General features: G+C 52.8%; 17 protein-coding genes. 10 read left to right on the top strand and 7 right to left on the bottom strand.

Annotation, left to right across the window (positions count from 1 at the left end):
* The first annotated feature begins 5 nt into the window (after positions 1-5).
* The 5 genes from AAB391_02470 to AAB391_02450 all read left to right on the top strand — a co-directional run bounded on the left by AAB391_02470 (position 6) and on the right by AAB391_02450 (position 6,780).
* On the top strand, positions 6-2,765 hold the full coding sequence (locus AAB391_02470; protein ID MEK7645156.1) for a hypothetical protein: 2,760 nt from the start codon (positions 6-8) through the stop codon (positions 2,763-2,765).
* Between the two features lie 38 nt (positions 2,766-2,803).
* Positions 2,804-3,427, top strand: a complete 624-nt coding sequence (locus AAB391_02465; protein ID MEK7645155.1) for a nucleoside-diphosphate kinase — start codon at positions 2,804-2,806, stop codon at positions 3,425-3,427.
* Between the two features lie 768 nt (positions 3,428-4,195).
* Positions 4,196-4,642, top strand: coding sequence for a class F sortase (locus tag AAB391_02460; protein ID MEK7645154.1), 447 nt, complete (start codon positions 4,196-4,198; stop codon positions 4,640-4,642).
* A gap of 85 nt (positions 4,643-4,727) precedes the next feature.
* The gene (locus AAB391_02455; GenBank protein ID MEK7645153.1) at positions 4,728-5,228 is read left to right on the top strand and encodes an NYN domain-containing protein; all 501 of its coding nucleotides are present in this window, start codon (positions 4,728-4,730) and stop codon (positions 5,226-5,228) included.
* 133 nt (positions 5,229-5,361) lie between these two features.
* Positions 5,362-6,780 (top strand): MBL fold metallo-hydrolase, encoded by a 1,419-nt coding sequence (locus AAB391_02450; GenBank protein MEK7645152.1) that lies wholly within the window; start codon positions 5,362-5,364, stop codon positions 6,778-6,780.
* A 50-nt stretch (positions 6,781-6,830) separates the two neighbouring features.
* Here AAB391_02450 and rplT read toward each other — a convergent pair whose 3' ends face one another.
* From rplT to AAB391_02430, 4 genes are all read right to left on the bottom strand, one after another.
* Entirely contained in the window at positions 6,831-7,175 is a 345-nt protein-coding gene (gene rplT / locus AAB391_02445) for a 50S ribosomal protein L20 (GenBank protein ID MEK7645151.1), read from the bottom strand.
* A 66-nt stretch (positions 7,176-7,241) separates the two neighbouring features.
* The gene (locus tag AAB391_02440) at positions 7,242-7,442 is read right to left on the bottom strand and encodes a hypothetical protein (GenBank protein ID MEK7645150.1); all 201 of its coding nucleotides are present in this window, start codon (positions 7,440-7,442) and stop codon (positions 7,242-7,244) included.
* 58 nt (positions 7,443-7,500) lie between these two features.
* Positions 7,501-8,013, bottom strand: coding sequence for a translation initiation factor IF-3 (gene infC, locus AAB391_02435; protein ID MEK7645149.1), 513 nt, complete (start codon positions 8,011-8,013; stop codon positions 7,501-7,503).
* Between the two features lie 66 nt (positions 8,014-8,079).
* The gene (locus tag AAB391_02430) at positions 8,080-9,120 is read right to left on the bottom strand and encodes a hypothetical protein (GenBank protein MEK7645148.1); all 1,041 of its coding nucleotides are present in this window, start codon (positions 9,118-9,120) and stop codon (positions 8,080-8,082) included.
* A 140-nt stretch (positions 9,121-9,260) separates the two neighbouring features.
* On the opposite strand from AAB391_02430, the gene AAB391_02425 reads away from it, so the two are divergent.
* Genes AAB391_02425 through AAB391_02410 form a run of 4 tightly spaced genes read left to right on the top strand, consistent with a single transcriptional unit; the run spans position 9,261 to position 12,404 of the window.
* Positions 9,261-10,751, top strand: a complete 1,491-nt coding sequence (locus tag AAB391_02425) for a hypothetical protein (GenBank protein MEK7645147.1) — start codon at positions 9,261-9,263, stop codon at positions 10,749-10,751.
* Positions 10,748-11,422 carry a Mov34/MPN/PAD-1 family protein gene (locus tag AAB391_02420; protein ID MEK7645146.1) on the top strand — a complete coding sequence of 225 codons (675 nt, stop codon included), beginning with the start codon at positions 10,748-10,750 and terminating at the stop codon, positions 11,420-11,422. The genes AAB391_02425 and AAB391_02420 overlap by 4 nt, the downstream gene beginning before the upstream one ends.
* A gap of 2 nt (positions 11,423-11,424) precedes the next feature.
* Complete coding sequence (locus AAB391_02415) at positions 11,425-12,129, top strand: ThiF family adenylyltransferase (protein ID MEK7645145.1); 705 nt, start codon at positions 11,425-11,427, stop codon at positions 12,127-12,129.
* Complete coding sequence (locus AAB391_02410; GenBank protein ID MEK7645144.1) at positions 12,126-12,404, top strand: hypothetical protein; 279 nt, start codon at positions 12,126-12,128, stop codon at positions 12,402-12,404. Before AAB391_02415 ends, AAB391_02410 begins: the two co-directional genes overlap by 4 nt.
* A gap of 159 nt (positions 12,405-12,563) precedes the next feature.
* On the opposite strand, the gene AAB391_02405 is transcribed toward AAB391_02410, so the two are convergent.
* From AAB391_02405 to AAB391_02395, 3 genes are all read right to left on the bottom strand, one after another.
* Positions 12,564-12,710: a hypothetical protein gene (locus AAB391_02405; protein MEK7645143.1), complete on the bottom strand. Its 147-nt coding sequence runs from the start codon at positions 12,708-12,710 to the stop codon at positions 12,564-12,566.
* 78 nt (positions 12,711-12,788) lie between these two features.
* Positions 12,789-13,235, bottom strand: a complete 447-nt coding sequence (locus AAB391_02400) for a GNAT family N-acetyltransferase (GenBank protein MEK7645142.1) — start codon at positions 13,233-13,235, stop codon at positions 12,789-12,791.
* 152 nt (positions 13,236-13,387) lie between these two features.
* Positions 13,388-13,762: a hypothetical protein gene (locus AAB391_02395; protein ID MEK7645141.1), complete on the bottom strand. Its 375-nt coding sequence runs from the start codon at positions 13,760-13,762 to the stop codon at positions 13,388-13,390.
* Between the two features lie 77 nt (positions 13,763-13,839).
* Here AAB391_02395 and AAB391_02390 point away from each other — a divergent pair, with 77 nt between their 5' ends.
* Complete coding sequence (locus tag AAB391_02390; protein ID MEK7645140.1) at positions 13,840-13,977, top strand: hypothetical protein; 138 nt, start codon at positions 13,840-13,842, stop codon at positions 13,975-13,977.
* The last annotated feature ends 121 nt before the right edge of the window (positions 13,978-14,098 follow it).

Below are 14,098 nucleotides of genomic sequence, written 5' to 3'. Positions count from 1 at the left end.
CAGCAATGAATCCTGGTCCAGAAGTCTTGCACACCCCAGAGCAGGAACTCGCTTTCTTGCGTGAGCAGGTGTCGCAGAAGGAGCGCGAGCTTCGCGAGCGCGGGGAGGCGCAGCCCCTGCAAGAGCGGGTGATGAAGGAGAAGTTGGTCGAATATCAGGGGCTTCCGACAGAAAAAGTGCTGGCGTCGGACCATCGCTTGTCGCCACAGGCTTCCGAAGCGATCGTCTTGAACATTGCCCCAGAAGCGCACGACGAAAAGATGGCAGAGCTCCTCGCGGTGCTCCAAAAGCACGGTTTGAAAAATGCACTCGATGTTGTTGAAAAGCTCAAAAACCCGCACCTTGAGGACGATTTTCATCGTTTTGTCATCCAATACCTCAAGGCCGGCCATCGCGTCGACCAAATGAATCCAAAAGAGGCCATTTCCAAGGCGCTGAAGATGACACTGTACGAGATCGCGTTGCCAGAGAGGGACGGCGAGGCGCCGGAGAAGTCACTCAAGGATTTGGTATCCTCAATGGAGCAATTTTACTCCGGCATGTCCTCGGTGTCTGATGACGACGACACCTCTGCGCACTATTTCACGATTGAGCTCGCGGTGTCGAACCACAGCAACGAATTTGTATTTTATATGGCGGTGCCAGACACCAAGCGCGACCTTTTTGAGAAGCAGATTTTGGGTATTTTCCACAACGCACGCATCACCGAAAAGAACGACGACTACAACATTTTCTCTGAGAAAGGTGTGGTGGCTGGTACTTCAATTGGCCTGATGAAGAAGTCGGCCTTGCCGATCAAGCTGTATGATGAATTCGACCACGATCCGCTGAACGTCATTCTGAATACGTTTTCAAAGATCCAGCGCGATGGCGAGGGTGCGGCGCTGCAGATCGTCTGCCAGCCGGCGAAGAGCGACCTACAGTTGAAGCGATACCAGAAGGCGATCGAGCGCATTCGAAAGGGGGTCAAAACTAGCGAAGCAATTGATTTTCCTGACACCTTCTACGAGCATTTTACGAATGTATTCAAGACCGCCAAGGCGCCAAAGAAACCAAAAGACGGTGAGGATCGTTCTATACCACATATTGACGAAGCGGCCATCGAACAGATCCAACGCAAGATCGAGAGCCCAATCATTTACACCAACATCCGTCTCATGGTCTCGGCACACGATGACACCGCCGCAGAGCGCATTTTGAGCGATATGGAGTCGGCATTCAACCAATTCCAGAACACGCAGGGTAATCGTTTCGTGTTTGATCGACAGAAGAAGGGTGCGTTGCAGAAGTTTGTTGATGCGTTTGCGTATCGCTTGTACGATGAAGACGCAAAATTGGCCTTGAGTCTGCGCGAGCTCACCACCGTGATGCATCTGCCAGCGACGGTCCTAAAGTCGGCACCGCAGCTCAAAATTTCCAAGGCAGGTACTGCGCCAGCACCGCTCGATTTGCCGCACAACGGCATCTTGCTCGGCGTGAATGAATTCCGCAACATGAAGACGGAGATTCACATGACACCGGAAGATCGCCTTCGACACTTCTATGTGATTGGCCAGACCGGTACCGGAAAGACCAGCCTGCTGAAGAATATGATCGTGCAGGATATCAAAAATGGCGACGGTGTCTGCTTTATCGACCCGCACGGTAGCGATATCCAGGATATTCTTGCGAAGATTCCGAAGGAGCGCTACGAAGATGTTATTTATTTCGATCCAGCATACACCGAGCGGCCGATGGGCTTGAACATGCTCCAATACGACCCACGCTTTCCGGAACAGAAGACCTTCGTGGTGAACGAAATGCTGTCTATCTTCAACAAGCTTTTCGATATGAAAACAGCAGGTGGTCCGATGTTCGAGCAGTATTTCCGCAATGCGGTACTTTTGACCATCGACGATCCATCTTCTGGTGGCACCTTGCTCGACGTATCGCGTGTGCTGTCTTCGAAGATTTTCCGCGAACAGAAATTGCTGAAATGCACCAATCCGGTGGTGACCCAATTCTGGAGAGAAGTGGCGGAGAAGGCGGGCGGGGAGTCGTCATTGGCAAACATTGTGCCGTACGTGGTGAGCAAGTTCGATACATTCCTAAGTAACGACATCATGCGGCCGGTGATCGCACAGGAAAAGTCGACCTTCAATTTCCGTGAGATCATGGATACGAAGAAGATTTTGCTGGTCAATTTGTCGAAAGGTCGCCTCGGCGATATCAATGCCAATTTGATTGGTCTTATCTTGGTGGGGAAGATCCTGATGGCTGCTTTGTCACGCGCCGATTCGCTGAATGGTCAGGTTGGAGCGCCGCAGATGCCACCTTTTTATTTGTATATCGACGAGTTCCAGAACGTAACCACGGACTCTATCTCAGTGATTTTGTCCGAGGCTCGAAAGTACAAGCTTAGCCTGAATATCGCGCACCAATTTATCGCGCAGCTCCAGGAGGGGATCAAGAATTCCGTGTTTGGCAACGTCGGTTCGATTGCGGCGTTTCGTGTCGGCGCGGAGGATGCGGAGTATTTGGAGAAGCAGTTTGCGCCGGTCTTCACTGCGAAAGATAGTATGAATGTCGACAACTACAACGCGTACGTGAAGTTGTTGGCTGGCGGCCGGCCGGTGAAGCCGTTCAGCATGCGCCTCACTCCGCCGGAACCCGGCCGGCCGGACCAGATCGAAAACCTCAAGCAGCTTTCATACATGAAATTCGGCCGCAACAAGGCCGACGTCGAGGCGGAGATTTTGCTCAAGTATCAGAAAAAGAACGCATAGTACACAAAATTTATCCAGATAATCAGAAGTCTCAACCTATGCCACACACCAACATTCAGAAATACAAATACGAACGCACGCTCGTGGTCATCAAGCCAGACGGTATCCAGCGTGCCCTCATTGGTGAGATTATTCAGCGCTACGAGCGCACCGGTTTGAAAATGATCGGCCTCAAGATGCTCGTGCCGAAGCCAGATTTTATCGAGAAACATTACACCCTCGACCCTGAGTGGCGCCGTGTGACAGGAGAGAAGAATATTAAAGGATACGAGGCGAAAGGGTTAGTGCATCCGCACAAGGATGATCCGTTGAAAGTGACGGAAATTATTCTCCAGAAGCTCAAGAAGTACTTGTCGAGTGGGCCGGTGATTGCAATGGTGTGGCAGGGTGCGCACGCCGTGCAGGTGGTGCGCAAGCTCACGGGTAGCACTGAGCCGCTCATGTCGGATGTCGGTACGATCCGCGGCGACTTCGTGCTCGATTCGTATAAAATTTCCGACGACGACACGCGTGCGGTACGCAACCTCGTCCATTCGTCCGGCTCGGTGAAAGAGGCGGAAGACGAGATCGCTCATTGGTTCTCTCCGGAAGAGATCATTCGCTACAACACGGTGCAAGAAAAAATCCTCTACAACGTCGATCTGGACGGCATCTTCGACTAGTTCACAGCTTACGCACAGGTTGCACACACCTTGTGCACAGCTTGTACCCGTTTCAGGCACTTTTGTTGTTGACGCTTCTGTGTATAGGTCTACTATGGTAGATAGGATTGTGTTTATAGCTCGCATTGCTAATCAAAACAAGGAGCTCGATGTGCGAAGACTCCGGTTGAGTGCGTTCACACGCGTTCCGACGAGTCTCTCCCTCGGGCACCGATCATTATTTTTGCAAATCGTGAGCGATCATAATCCTCCGTCTAGAAGAGAACCCTGTTATGAGTGGGGTTTTCTTCCGGAAAATTTTCATACTGTGTCGTAATGTTTTTCCACAATTGCGCTCAAAAATAGGAAGCATATAATTACAGTAGGGTTATTTCCAGTATTAACTCTATAACACATATTAAGGGAGATTTAATTGTTGGACCTCGATGAGCGCTTCGGCGTTCTGACCGCTCCATCTGCGATCACCCACCTGGCTTAGGCTGGGTAAATACTGACTAATAACCCTATGAAGGACCCGTCCTTGGCACGATGCCGAGAGACGGATTTTTCATGTCCAGAATGGCGCCGGATGGCTATTTGGGATAGGATAGCGGGGTGAAAACGCCGGTCCAAAACAGCCTATTGTGTGTCCTGATTCCATTGGCGATTGGCCTCAGTTTGTTTGTGGTAAACCCATTTTTGCCCCTAGAGGCCCCGCAAAATAGCCCAGATGATGTTTCAGCGCTAGTTACCCAAAACCCCGGTACGTTGCCTGTAGACTACTCAGGGATGCCTTTACAGCTCCGAATCCCGAGGATCGAGGTGGATGCGCCCTTTGAGCCAGTAGGAGTATTGGCCGACGGTAGCATGGGTGTGCCTAAACAAGCCGAGCGAGTGGGATGGTATGCCTTTGGTCCACGGCCAGGTGAGCGCGGGCGTGCCGTGGTGGCGGGACATCGTGGGTGGAAAAATGGCATGGCCGTGTTTGATCGGTTGAGCGAGCTCCGCGTTGGCGACACGATTTTAGTGGCCGATGCGGACAATATTTGGCGCACGTTCATTGTGCGTGGCAGCAAGGTGTTTGGGCCAACAGACAATACGGAAGAAGTGTTCGGACGCGGTGCTGTGTCACGAAAAAATGGCGTCTTTCTCAACCTCATCACCTGCGAGGGTGAGTGGGATCGTTCGGCTGGACAATTCACGAAGCGGCTCGTGGTGTTTGCGGAGGGGGTGTAAAATTCATCGTAAGTTTATCGTTTCTTCACGAATTCTTTAGGGTTTCTTTGCGGTTTCTCTATCAGTGGTTTGCTAGAGTGGTTAGGTGCCACCACAAAGAGAAAATAACTACGCTTTTATAGATACCCAGAACCTCATTTGTGGCGTAGAGAGGCTTGGCTGGCTAGTGGATTTTGAAAAGTTGCACCGCTACCTTGCCGATAAATATCGAGTAACGAAGGCATTTTTGTTCATTGGCTACGTTGAAAAGTTTTCAAACTCTTACGCATTCCTAGAGAAGATAGGCTACGATGTTTGCTTCAAACCAGTCGTTATTGATGAATTTGGGAAACCGAAAGCAAATATTGATGCTGACCTAGTCCTGAAGACTGTCCTAGAGAAGGGAAATTATACAAAAGCAGTCATTGTGACTGGTGATGGAGATTTCTACTCACTCGTTGAACACTTATTGCAGGAAGAGAAGTTGGAGGTCGTCCTTTGTCCAAATATGCAGATATGCTCGAGCTTGCTGAAACGGTCGGTACCCGGCCGCATTACCGACCTCTCTAGTGCGAGGACTCAAATATCGCAAGTTCCCCGTAAATGAAAAAGCACCGCGTGGACACGCAGTACTCACGAAGGGCTTTTTCCTAGTTTCTGACATTTACAATCATATCAGCGCTGGGAAAAAGGTCAATACTGACCACAGTCCTCTGTAAAAGTTTGCTATACTTATCTCCATGAACGACCAAGCGAACAAGCCGCGCCTCACATTTTACGGCGGGGTGGGGGTGGTGACGGGTGCGAATTTTTTGCTCGAAACGTTGGAAAGTAAGCGCATTCTCGTGGATTGCGGCCTCGAGCAGGGCTCGCCGGAGTCGTCGCGCCGCAATCGCAAGGCTTTTGAATATGACCCGGCTGGCATCGACTACCTCTTTATCACGCACGCACATCTCGATCATGTTGGTCGTATTGGTAAGTTGGTGAAAGACGGTTTCCAGGGCGTCATTTATTCGACGCCGGAGACTAAGGCACTGGCAGAATTGATCATGGAAGACGCGGTTGGACTGCTCGCTCGAGAAGCGCAGCGTGATGGCGTGTTGCCGCTGTATGAAGCGAAAGATGTCGGCGCTGCGATCGGCTTGTGGAAGACAGTCGAATACCACACACAATTTCAAGTCTGCGAGGGTGTGTCCGTGTACCTGCGCGATGCCGGGCATATTTTGGGGTCGGCAATGATTGAGTTTACGATCAAAAGTGCAAGCACCGGAAAGGGTGTGGCGGGCGAGCCACGAAAAATCCTCTTCACCGGCGACCTTGGCAATTCGCCGACGCCGTTGCTGAAGGATACTGAATCGATCGCGGGTTCTGACGCCGACTACATGGTGATGGAAAGCGTGTATGGCGACCGCAACCACGAGCCGACGAGCGAGCGAAAAGAGAAGTTGAAGCGTGTGATCAACGAAACCGTCGCACGCCGCGGCGTGGTAGTGATTCCGGCGTTTTCTGTGGAGCGTACGCAGGTGATCTTGTATGAGCTCAACAACATGGTGGATTGTGGGCAGATCCCGCAGGTGCCAGTGTATGTCGATTCGCCCCTTGCGATAAAAGTCACCGATATTTACAAAAAGTCGACGCGCTTTTTCAACCAAGCCGCACAGTCCGATGCGGGGGAGGGGGATCATCAGCTCTTCAATTTTCCGCGCCTCAAATATGTGCCGACCAATGAAGGGTCACGCGCCATCGAAAATATGCCGGGTCCGAAGATCATCATTGCCGGTTCAGGGATGTCGGCTGGCGGGCGCGTGATCCATCATGAGGCGGAATATTTGCCGGACGAGAAGAACACGATTTTGCTGGTCGGATATCAGAGTATCGGCACGCTCGGACGTCAGCTCCTCGATGGTCATAAGACGGTGCGGATCAACGAACGCGATATTCGCGTGAAGGCGCACATCGAAACCATCTACGGCTATTCGTCACACAAGGATTCGGATCATTTGGTGGAATTTGTCGGTGAAGCTGCGCCGTCGCTAAAGAAGGTGTTTGTGGCAATGGGGGAGCCGAAGGCGTCACTCTTTTTGGTGCAGAAGTTGCGGGATAATGTGGGGGTTGATGCGGAGATGCCGGAGAGGGCGGTGGCGTACGAGATTAAATAGGTAAACAAAAAAACCGCCATCAGGCGGTTTTTTTGTTTCTTTCGTCTTCCTTATTTAACCTGCGCCACTACTCGCTTGAAAGTCTCCGGATGGAACTCCGCGAGGTGCGCCATGATCTTTCGGTCGACTTCGATGTTCTGCTTCTTCATTGCGCCGATGAACTTGCTGTATGAAAGGCCCATAGGGTCGAGTGCGGCGTTCATCTTCACGATCCACAAGCGTCGCATTACACCCTTTTTGTCGCGTCGGTGAGCGAAGGCGTAGGCACCAGCGTGAGAGATGGCCTCGTATGCCATGCGCTCCTTGGTGCTTCGGCCAAATCGATAACCCTTGACCTGCTTGAGGACATTTTTGCGGGTCTTGAGGGCATTTGTTGCTTTCTTTACGCGTACCATTGGGGTGTTGTTATGCTTGTGGGGATTTTAATAAAAGTTGATCGTTTCTTTATCTCGCTTTGCTCGCTATCGTCCGAGAGCGGCGTTACCTCCGAGGAAGCGCGCGCGGGTCTTGTTGGTCATGATGACGGCGCCCATGCGATTCTTCTTCATCTGGGAGCGGCGTCGCTCCTTGGCGTTGAAGTGGTTGTGGCCTTTGCCTCGAGCGAGCACTTTGCCCGACTTGGTGACTTTGAGGCGCTTGGTGTATGACTTGTTGGGTCGCATGGGATTGATATTAAAATTCGATGTTATTGTTTACGTTGTTTTTATTTCGGCGTGTCTGCTATTTCTTCTCGATGATAACGGTGAGGCCCTTCAGAGCCTTCTTCGGCGCTTCGGCGATCGTGTACTCCTCGGTGATGAGCTTGAGGATGCGTTCGAGTCGCTCTTTCAGGAAGTTGAACTCCATGTACTTCGAGCGGCCGGTGAGGAAGAGGTCGATTTTGATTCGATGTCCCTCCTTCAGCCATTCCGATGCCTTTTTCGCTTTCAATGCAAGATCGTGTTCGCCGGTGCCGATCTTCACTTGGACATTCTTCACTTCGATGACGTGGGCTTTCGCCTTGGCCGCCTTGAGCTTTTTGTTCTGATCGTACTGAAACTTTCCGTAGTCCATGATCTTCGCGATCGGCGGGACGGCGTTCGGAGAGATTTCGATGAGATCAAGACCCGCTGCCAGGGCTTTGTCGAGGGCGTCCTTGAGGGAAATGACCCCGAAGTTCTCCCCGACAGGACCGATGACGCGAAGCTCCGCGACTCGAATTTGATGATTTATCCTGTGATTTACGGTGCTCACGATGTATGAAGTAACCCAGCATTTATAGCACAATAGGCCTTTTTGTGCAATGTTTGGGCCGTTTCGTTACTTTGTGGCCAATTCAAGCCATTTCATGAGGATGCCGAAGTCCTTCTCGCGATTGTCGGAGCCGAGGAGGATAAAGACGACGCTGCGGGAGCTTTTTTGGATAGGGAGTTGGAACAGTGAAATGAGCGTTTCGCCTGCCGCAGGGGTGAAGCCGGTCTTGCCGCCGAGGAAGCGTGGGTCATTGGCGAAGAGGTTGATGTTTTGGAGGTCGCGGTAGGTGGGGGCATCTATCGCGGTATAGACGGAGGCGGCTTGGTTGCGGTATGGGTCGCTTCGTTCGCTATCCAACATCACAGTCTTCTCGTGCGTTTTGGTGATGGCGAGAATGTCTGGCGCGAGGTCTTTGATGCTTTTGGCGAGGAGCAGGAGGTCGTATGCGGTGGATTGATTTTCTGCGGATAGGCCGGAAGGGTCGGCGAAGTACGTGTGGGTCATGTCGAGGAGGGCGGCCTGGCGATTCATTTGCGAGACAAAGTAGCCAACATTGCCGAGGCCGTCGTAGACGCCAGCGATTTGGTCGGCTGCGACGTTGCTCGACTCCATGAGGAGTGGATAGAAGAGCTCTTGCACGGGTGATGGTGCACCATACCGATGTGCAGTGAGCGCGGTCACGAGCTTGGTGAGCGAGGCGATGGGGAGGGAGAGGGCGGGTTGGCGACTGATCAGCACTTGGCCGGTGTCGGCATCGGCGATGAGGAAGGCGGTGGCGGAGATGTTTTGTGGACGGGCGATTTTGGCGCTGAGCCTGATCGTCGGCTTTTCGAGCCAGGCGAGCTTGGGTTTAGCGGCGGAGTCGATGACGGAGAGGGGGGTGCGGGAGGTGTTGCCGGCGCGTCCACTCGCGAGGCGGTCGCGGATATTTTTGGTTTCTTCGGCCGTCTGCGCGTTTCGAGCATTTCGTGAATCGGTGCTCGGCGAGAAATGCGCGTAGGTGGAGCGGCCGATGAGAATGGTGATCAAAAGGAGGCCGCCCCATTTGAGAGTGAAGGCGAAGCCTTGGGTGTCGAAGGTGCGAGGGGGGACGTAGAGCGGGTCCATGGGGAGAATGATAGCATGGGGAACATCGGCAAGTCGCAACCATTGACTTATGCTCCAATAATATGGTAATACAGAGTCATAGATCGGTGCACCTGCATTGATCGTGTGCACTTTAACAATTCAAATCGAAAGGACATCCCATGCTCAGTATCCTCACGCGGATTCGGAATTGGTTTGAGCAGTCGCTCGGCCAGGGTCTGCAGTCGCTGAAGGAGGGTTTCCTTGTGTGCACTGCAGATCAGAAACAAGGGCCGATGCTGAAAAAGCTGGTCCTAGAAGTGAAGCCGGGCCGCTTCATGGGCATCTTGCCTGTGTTCGGATTCCGGCAAGTCGGCTCGATCTCGTTTTCCGATGCGATCAAGGCTCCTATTCGAACGGCCCTTGAAGCATTCGGGCGCGAATTGAAACAAGCCCCTAAAAACGTCTGCATATTAGCAGGCCGGGGACTCAAAACCGATGCCGAAAAACCGATCGGCCAAGCACAAGCTAAAGTAAATACGGAAGCAGAAAGACTCATGCGGAAATTCGATGAGCAGCACCTTTCCGGAATGGTAAAAGCCGATCGGAATGGTTTCCGTCAGAAGCTCTTGGAGGAGCTCGGCAAGCAAGCATCGCAGATCTTTGCTGTTGCCGTAAAAAAGCACCTTGTCGAGCTCGTCTTGCGAATTCGGCAAGAGGCTGTCCAGGACGATCCGTCGGATTCAGCTGATAATGGCGTGAATTCGCTTGCGCTGCCTACGGGCACGCGTTTCGTCGTTAGGAAAGGCAAGATGACGACATTCGTCATCGAACAGCCGCCACAAAAACGCACACTGAAGATTATGTATCAAGGCGGAGACCGGTCAAACATGTTTCAGTTGGCTTTGCCTTACGTCGTGTTCTTCATCGTGTTGCGCGGGCGCAAGTCCGATGGGGCATACGTGCTGTTTCGGAAGGCTCCATTGCGAGATCTGAACGACGAACTGTTCTGTCCGGCTCTTCCGAACACATTTGGAGACTTCAAGGTCTGTTTCGCGCCGTCGGCGGCTAAGGAATCCTTGGCCGTGATGGCGGAAGAATCGATCGCCAGTTTTTGGGGCGGCAGATTCATCGAAACCGAGCTAGTCACGGAAGCACATCGTCAGCTTAGTATCGATGCTTGGGCGGGCGCTTCGAGAAAGGACTCACTATTCGGCTTGTCCTACCCTTGGATTCCGGCCAAACAAACCGTCGCGAGCATGCTGAAAAAGATCAGCGCTGATTTCGCTGCTGATACGGCTGGACAGAGAAGGGAACGGACTGGCAAGGATGTCATGTCAGCGCTCGATACCGCTGTTGCTCAATTGGCAGCAAGGGTCGAGAATGAGATGAAAGAAGCTTGCTTCAAGCTCGTGCCTACCTGGCAAGTTGAACCGGCACTCCTGGCTCAGATTGCCACGGAATTCAAGCGAGCTGTCGGCGAATTGTGCGGCTTTGCAAAAACCCAGCTCGGCGACCAGATCGACGAAGTGTTATCGGACGAGGCTTTGCAAAAAGCTCTCGAAGCGGCAGTGCAACAGACAATGGTTTCGATGAAAGCAGATGCGGAGAGGTCGATAGCGGCCGCTCACGAAGCTTTCGTCGCAACCCTCAAGCCAGAGGAGGCAAAATGATACCGATCCATCTCAAGAAAGTGAAAGGTGCCGCAGCGGCGCCTGAGACGACCCACTACGTCGTGGCCAGAAATGGCCTCTTCGTTAGTAAGAAGATGGGGTGGGTAGATGCAACGGTGCCTGTGGCCGAAGCGTGCGCGCTCAGGGTGCAATACCCTTCAGCAAAATTACTCTTGCCGAAGCTGCCTGGGGAGATCATTGCGAAAGCTCTAAAGCTGGCGAAAGCCGTCTACGATGTCTCCGAAAGCGAGGTTTGTCTGCTCCTGCATCACGGAGAAAAAACAGGCTACCAGCTCACGGTCCCTGAACAACAAGTGACCCTAGTGACGGCTGACTACGACGCCTCCGGACGGCTCCCTGGAGCGCTTTGTATCGGAACGATTCATTCGCACGGCCGGCTTCACGCCTTCCATTCTGAAACTGACCACACTGACGAAGACACTGCGGATGGGGTCCATATTACCCTTGGTAACGTGGACCGGTATCCAAAGTTTTCTCTGTCGGCGGAATTAGCGATCAATGGAAACAGGTTTCCCGTAGAGACCGGCTGGTTCGAGGGTGTTACCCCAGAACGAGAAGGTTTGTATCGGATCGCTTGGCCGGACATTGATAGTTGGGAGGTTCCCAAAGAGTGGCTCGACCTCGTCAAACACAGAAAGGGATTCCTATGACCATGAAAGTGATCGGACTCGGCGGTATTGGTAGCAACCTGATATCACCCTTGTGCCGGTATCTCGATTCGCTCGCTGACCGCAACATCCAGGTCGTCGTCATTGACGGCGACTCTTACGAAGCCAGAAACGCCGACCGCCAAGAATTCTTGGATGTCGGAAACAAAGCAGAGGTCACGGCCGCGAGAATGAGGCGGGATTTCCCCGGCCTCGCTATCGAAGCAAAATCGGAATACGTGACCGAAGAAAATATCTTCTTCATGATCAACAACGGCGACACCGTGTTCCTGGGGGTGGATAACCATGCCACCCGCAAACTGGTGTCCGACCGCTGTCGGGAATTGGAGGAGGTCACACTGATCTCGGGTGGAAATGAGCTGACCGACGGAAATGTTCAGATCTATCTCCGTAACGGAGGAAAGGATCTGACGCCGCCGATCACGCATCTCCACCCCGAGATCGCGCAGCCGCAGGATCGGAATCCGGCGGAAATGAGCTGCGAAGAGCTCGCTGCGAGCGGAGTGCCTCAACTGATCTTTACCAACCTGGCCGCGGCCGTTCATATGCTCTCCGCATTTTGGATGGTCTCCGCGGTCTTGGCAGGAAAGCAAAAGTTGGTATACTCCGAGCAGTTCTTCGATGTGAGAACCGGCAACACCCAAGCCTTCCTGCGCAAGCCGGAGGGCAACCAAAGAAAGGCAACATGACAGACGACTCGACAACAGCAACTGCAACAGCAGAACCACCTGTGATCCCGAGCGCCCCTGCGGTGCAGATCCAGTGCGGTGCCAACAGCCAGAGCATCAACCTCGGCGATGGCGAGACCCTGACGGTGGGGAATGTGCGCAATCGCCTCAGCGACGTGCTCAATATCGCCCCAACCATGCTCGCCGTGATCGGCGATGAAACGGTGGACGACGAACGCGTCCTCAAGACCGGCGAGACGCTCCAGTTCATCAAGCAGTCCGGGACGAAGGGTTGACTCGTTCGCCCAAGTTCCGTGATGCAGACGAATGCAGATTCGAAAACGCGACCCGGCTCCTTTTGCAGGGAGCCGGGTTTTTTATTGGGCGATCAAAAGAAGGAAAATAAAAAACAGCAGCCAGCCACGATGTGTTGTGGGGCTGCCGTTCGTCGGCGCTTATTCAGCGCCTTTTCCGGCGGGGTTTTCGATGGGGTCGCCTGGGAAGGGTTTGGTCTCGCGCAGCTTCCAGCAGAAGATGCTTGCTTGTTCGGCACGAAATGCACGAACAGCCTGAGACCCCATCTCCCCCTTCACAATGGGCATGATTTCCTTCCTTACACGGTCGACACTCTTCTGGGTGCATGAGTAGCCTTTCTTGTGGGGTTGAACCAGGTTCGGTCTTCAGAGGATCATCCGATAACTGTTTGTCTCGCGGAGCGTGAAGCCCAATTTTTTGTAGAGAGCGTTCGCCGCGACGCGAGCTGGATTCGAGGTGAGGTCGAGATGTGCCAACGAGCCAGGATAGCGTCGGGCTTTTTCGATCAGATGATTCATCAATTCTTTTCCGATCTTTTGTCCGCGATATGCATCGTCGACGACCACGCTTTCGATCGTGCCAGAGCTATACAGCGCGGTGTGTCGATACACAAGCAATGCCATGCCGACGATCTTGCCCGAGCTGTCTGTGTCGCGAGCGACGCAAAGCGAGCCGAACATCATGGCTCGACGAAGCTGGCTCGGCGAAAATTGCCTTTGGGGTGAGAGCTGGGAGAGTAATGAGGCTATTTGCCCCGTGTCGTCCTCCTGGAGCTCGCTGAATGTTTCGATGAAGGAGTAGGTGATTTGCATAAGAAAGAGCTTTTTGTGGAGGGTGAGGCTCGCGTTTCGAGCCGCTGTATTCAAGGTACATTTTAAATGGGAGAGAGTCAATTGATGTGGAAAATAAAAAACCCGCCGACGGTGAGGTCGGGGGCATGGAGACTGTTTCGTTCGGGCTTTGGTTACACCAGCCCTTCGACCTGGGTGCGTTCGAGCTTGCTTCCGTCGGCGGGGAAGAGAATTACTGTTTCGCCGATCATAGAGCACTGAATGCAGAGGCGACTGCCTCCGCCGACTTCGCCTTCACTCGGACCGATGTCACTCACCGAGCTGATGTCGAGACTGAGCGCGTAGGTTCTTTGTTCGTCGAGAACCCATTTCTTTGGGATCGGCGGGAAGCCCTCGCCTTTGGCCATCCAGTTGAATTCCACGACGAGTTCGTTGTGCACCACCGTTAGTTTTTTGATTTCACCACGGTAGATGTAACGTTCGTTAGTGTTCTGGACTTCCAGTTGGCCGCCGATGAACGGAGTGAGGAGTTCGGTTGTGAGTTGCATAGTTTGACTGATGTGTGTGATGTTGGAAGCGATCCAACGTTTTGGAGCTGAAATTACGCTAGCATGATTAAACTGCTATGTCAATGTTCGATGAGGAATTGGTCACTGATAATTTCCTCGCCGACGCTCGGAAATTTCTGCGACCCCGCCTCGCGGTTCGGCCTGCTGGCCTCACATCCGCTCCGGCTTTCAATTCCTCCCATCTCTTCCGATAGACAAAAGAAAAATGCCAACAATGTGTTGGCATTTTTCTTTTGTTGTGGAGATGTCACGAAAGACATTGAACCGAGTAAAATCCTACCTTTCTCGGTTTTGGAGCTATTACAATTCAAGCCT

The organism is Patescibacteria group bacterium (assembly GCA_038065315.1).
GTDB lineage: Bacteria > Patescibacteriota > Minisyncoccia > Phycocordibacterales > JBBTRF01 > JBBTRF01.
This window is presented reverse-complemented; position numbering and strand designations above follow the sequence as displayed.

Coding starts and splice junctions, on each gene's coding strand:
- AAB391_02470 (MEK7645156.1), top strand. CDS start 6: ATGAATCCTGGTCCAGAAGTCTTGCACACCCCAGAGCAGGAACTCGCT.
- AAB391_02395 (MEK7645141.1), bottom strand. CDS start 13,762: ATGCAACTCACAACCGAACTCCTCACTCCGTTCATCGGCGGCCAACTG.
- AAB391_02410 (MEK7645144.1), top strand. CDS start 12,126: ATGACAGACGACTCGACAACAGCAACTGCAACAGCAGAACCACCTGTG.
- AAB391_02405 (MEK7645143.1), bottom strand. CDS start 12,710: ATGCCCATTGTGAAGGGGGAGATGGGGTCTCAGGCTGTTCGTGCATTT.
- AAB391_02415 (MEK7645145.1), top strand. CDS start 11,425: ATGAAAGTGATCGGACTCGGCGGTATTGGTAGCAACCTGATATCACCC.
- AAB391_02430 (MEK7645148.1), bottom strand. CDS start 9,120: ATGGACCCGCTCTACGTCCCCCCTCGCACCTTCGACACCCAAGGCTTC.
- AAB391_02460 (MEK7645154.1), top strand. CDS start 4,196: ATGCCTTTACAGCTCCGAATCCCGAGGATCGAGGTGGATGCGCCCTTT.
- AAB391_02450 (MEK7645152.1), top strand. CDS start 5,362: ATGAACGACCAAGCGAACAAGCCGCGCCTCACATTTTACGGCGGGGTG.
- rplT (MEK7645151.1), bottom strand. CDS start 7,175: ATGGTACGCGTAAAGAAAGCAACAAATGCCCTCAAGACCCGCAAAAAT.
- AAB391_02440 (MEK7645150.1), bottom strand. CDS start 7,442: ATGCGACCCAACAAGTCATACACCAAGCGCCTCAAAGTCACCAAGTCG.
- AAB391_02400 (MEK7645142.1), bottom strand. CDS start 13,235: ATGCAAATCACCTACTCCTTCATCGAAACATTCAGCGAGCTCCAGGAG.
- AAB391_02420 (MEK7645146.1), top strand. CDS start 10,748: ATGATACCGATCCATCTCAAGAAAGTGAAAGGTGCCGCAGCGGCGCCT.
- AAB391_02465 (MEK7645155.1), top strand. CDS start 2,804: ATGCCACACACCAACATTCAGAAATACAAATACGAACGCACGCTCGTG.
- AAB391_02425 (MEK7645147.1), top strand. CDS start 9,261: ATGCTCAGTATCCTCACGCGGATTCGGAATTGGTTTGAGCAGTCGCTC.
- AAB391_02390 (MEK7645140.1), top strand. CDS start 13,840: ATGTCAATGTTCGATGAGGAATTGGTCACTGATAATTTCCTCGCCGAC.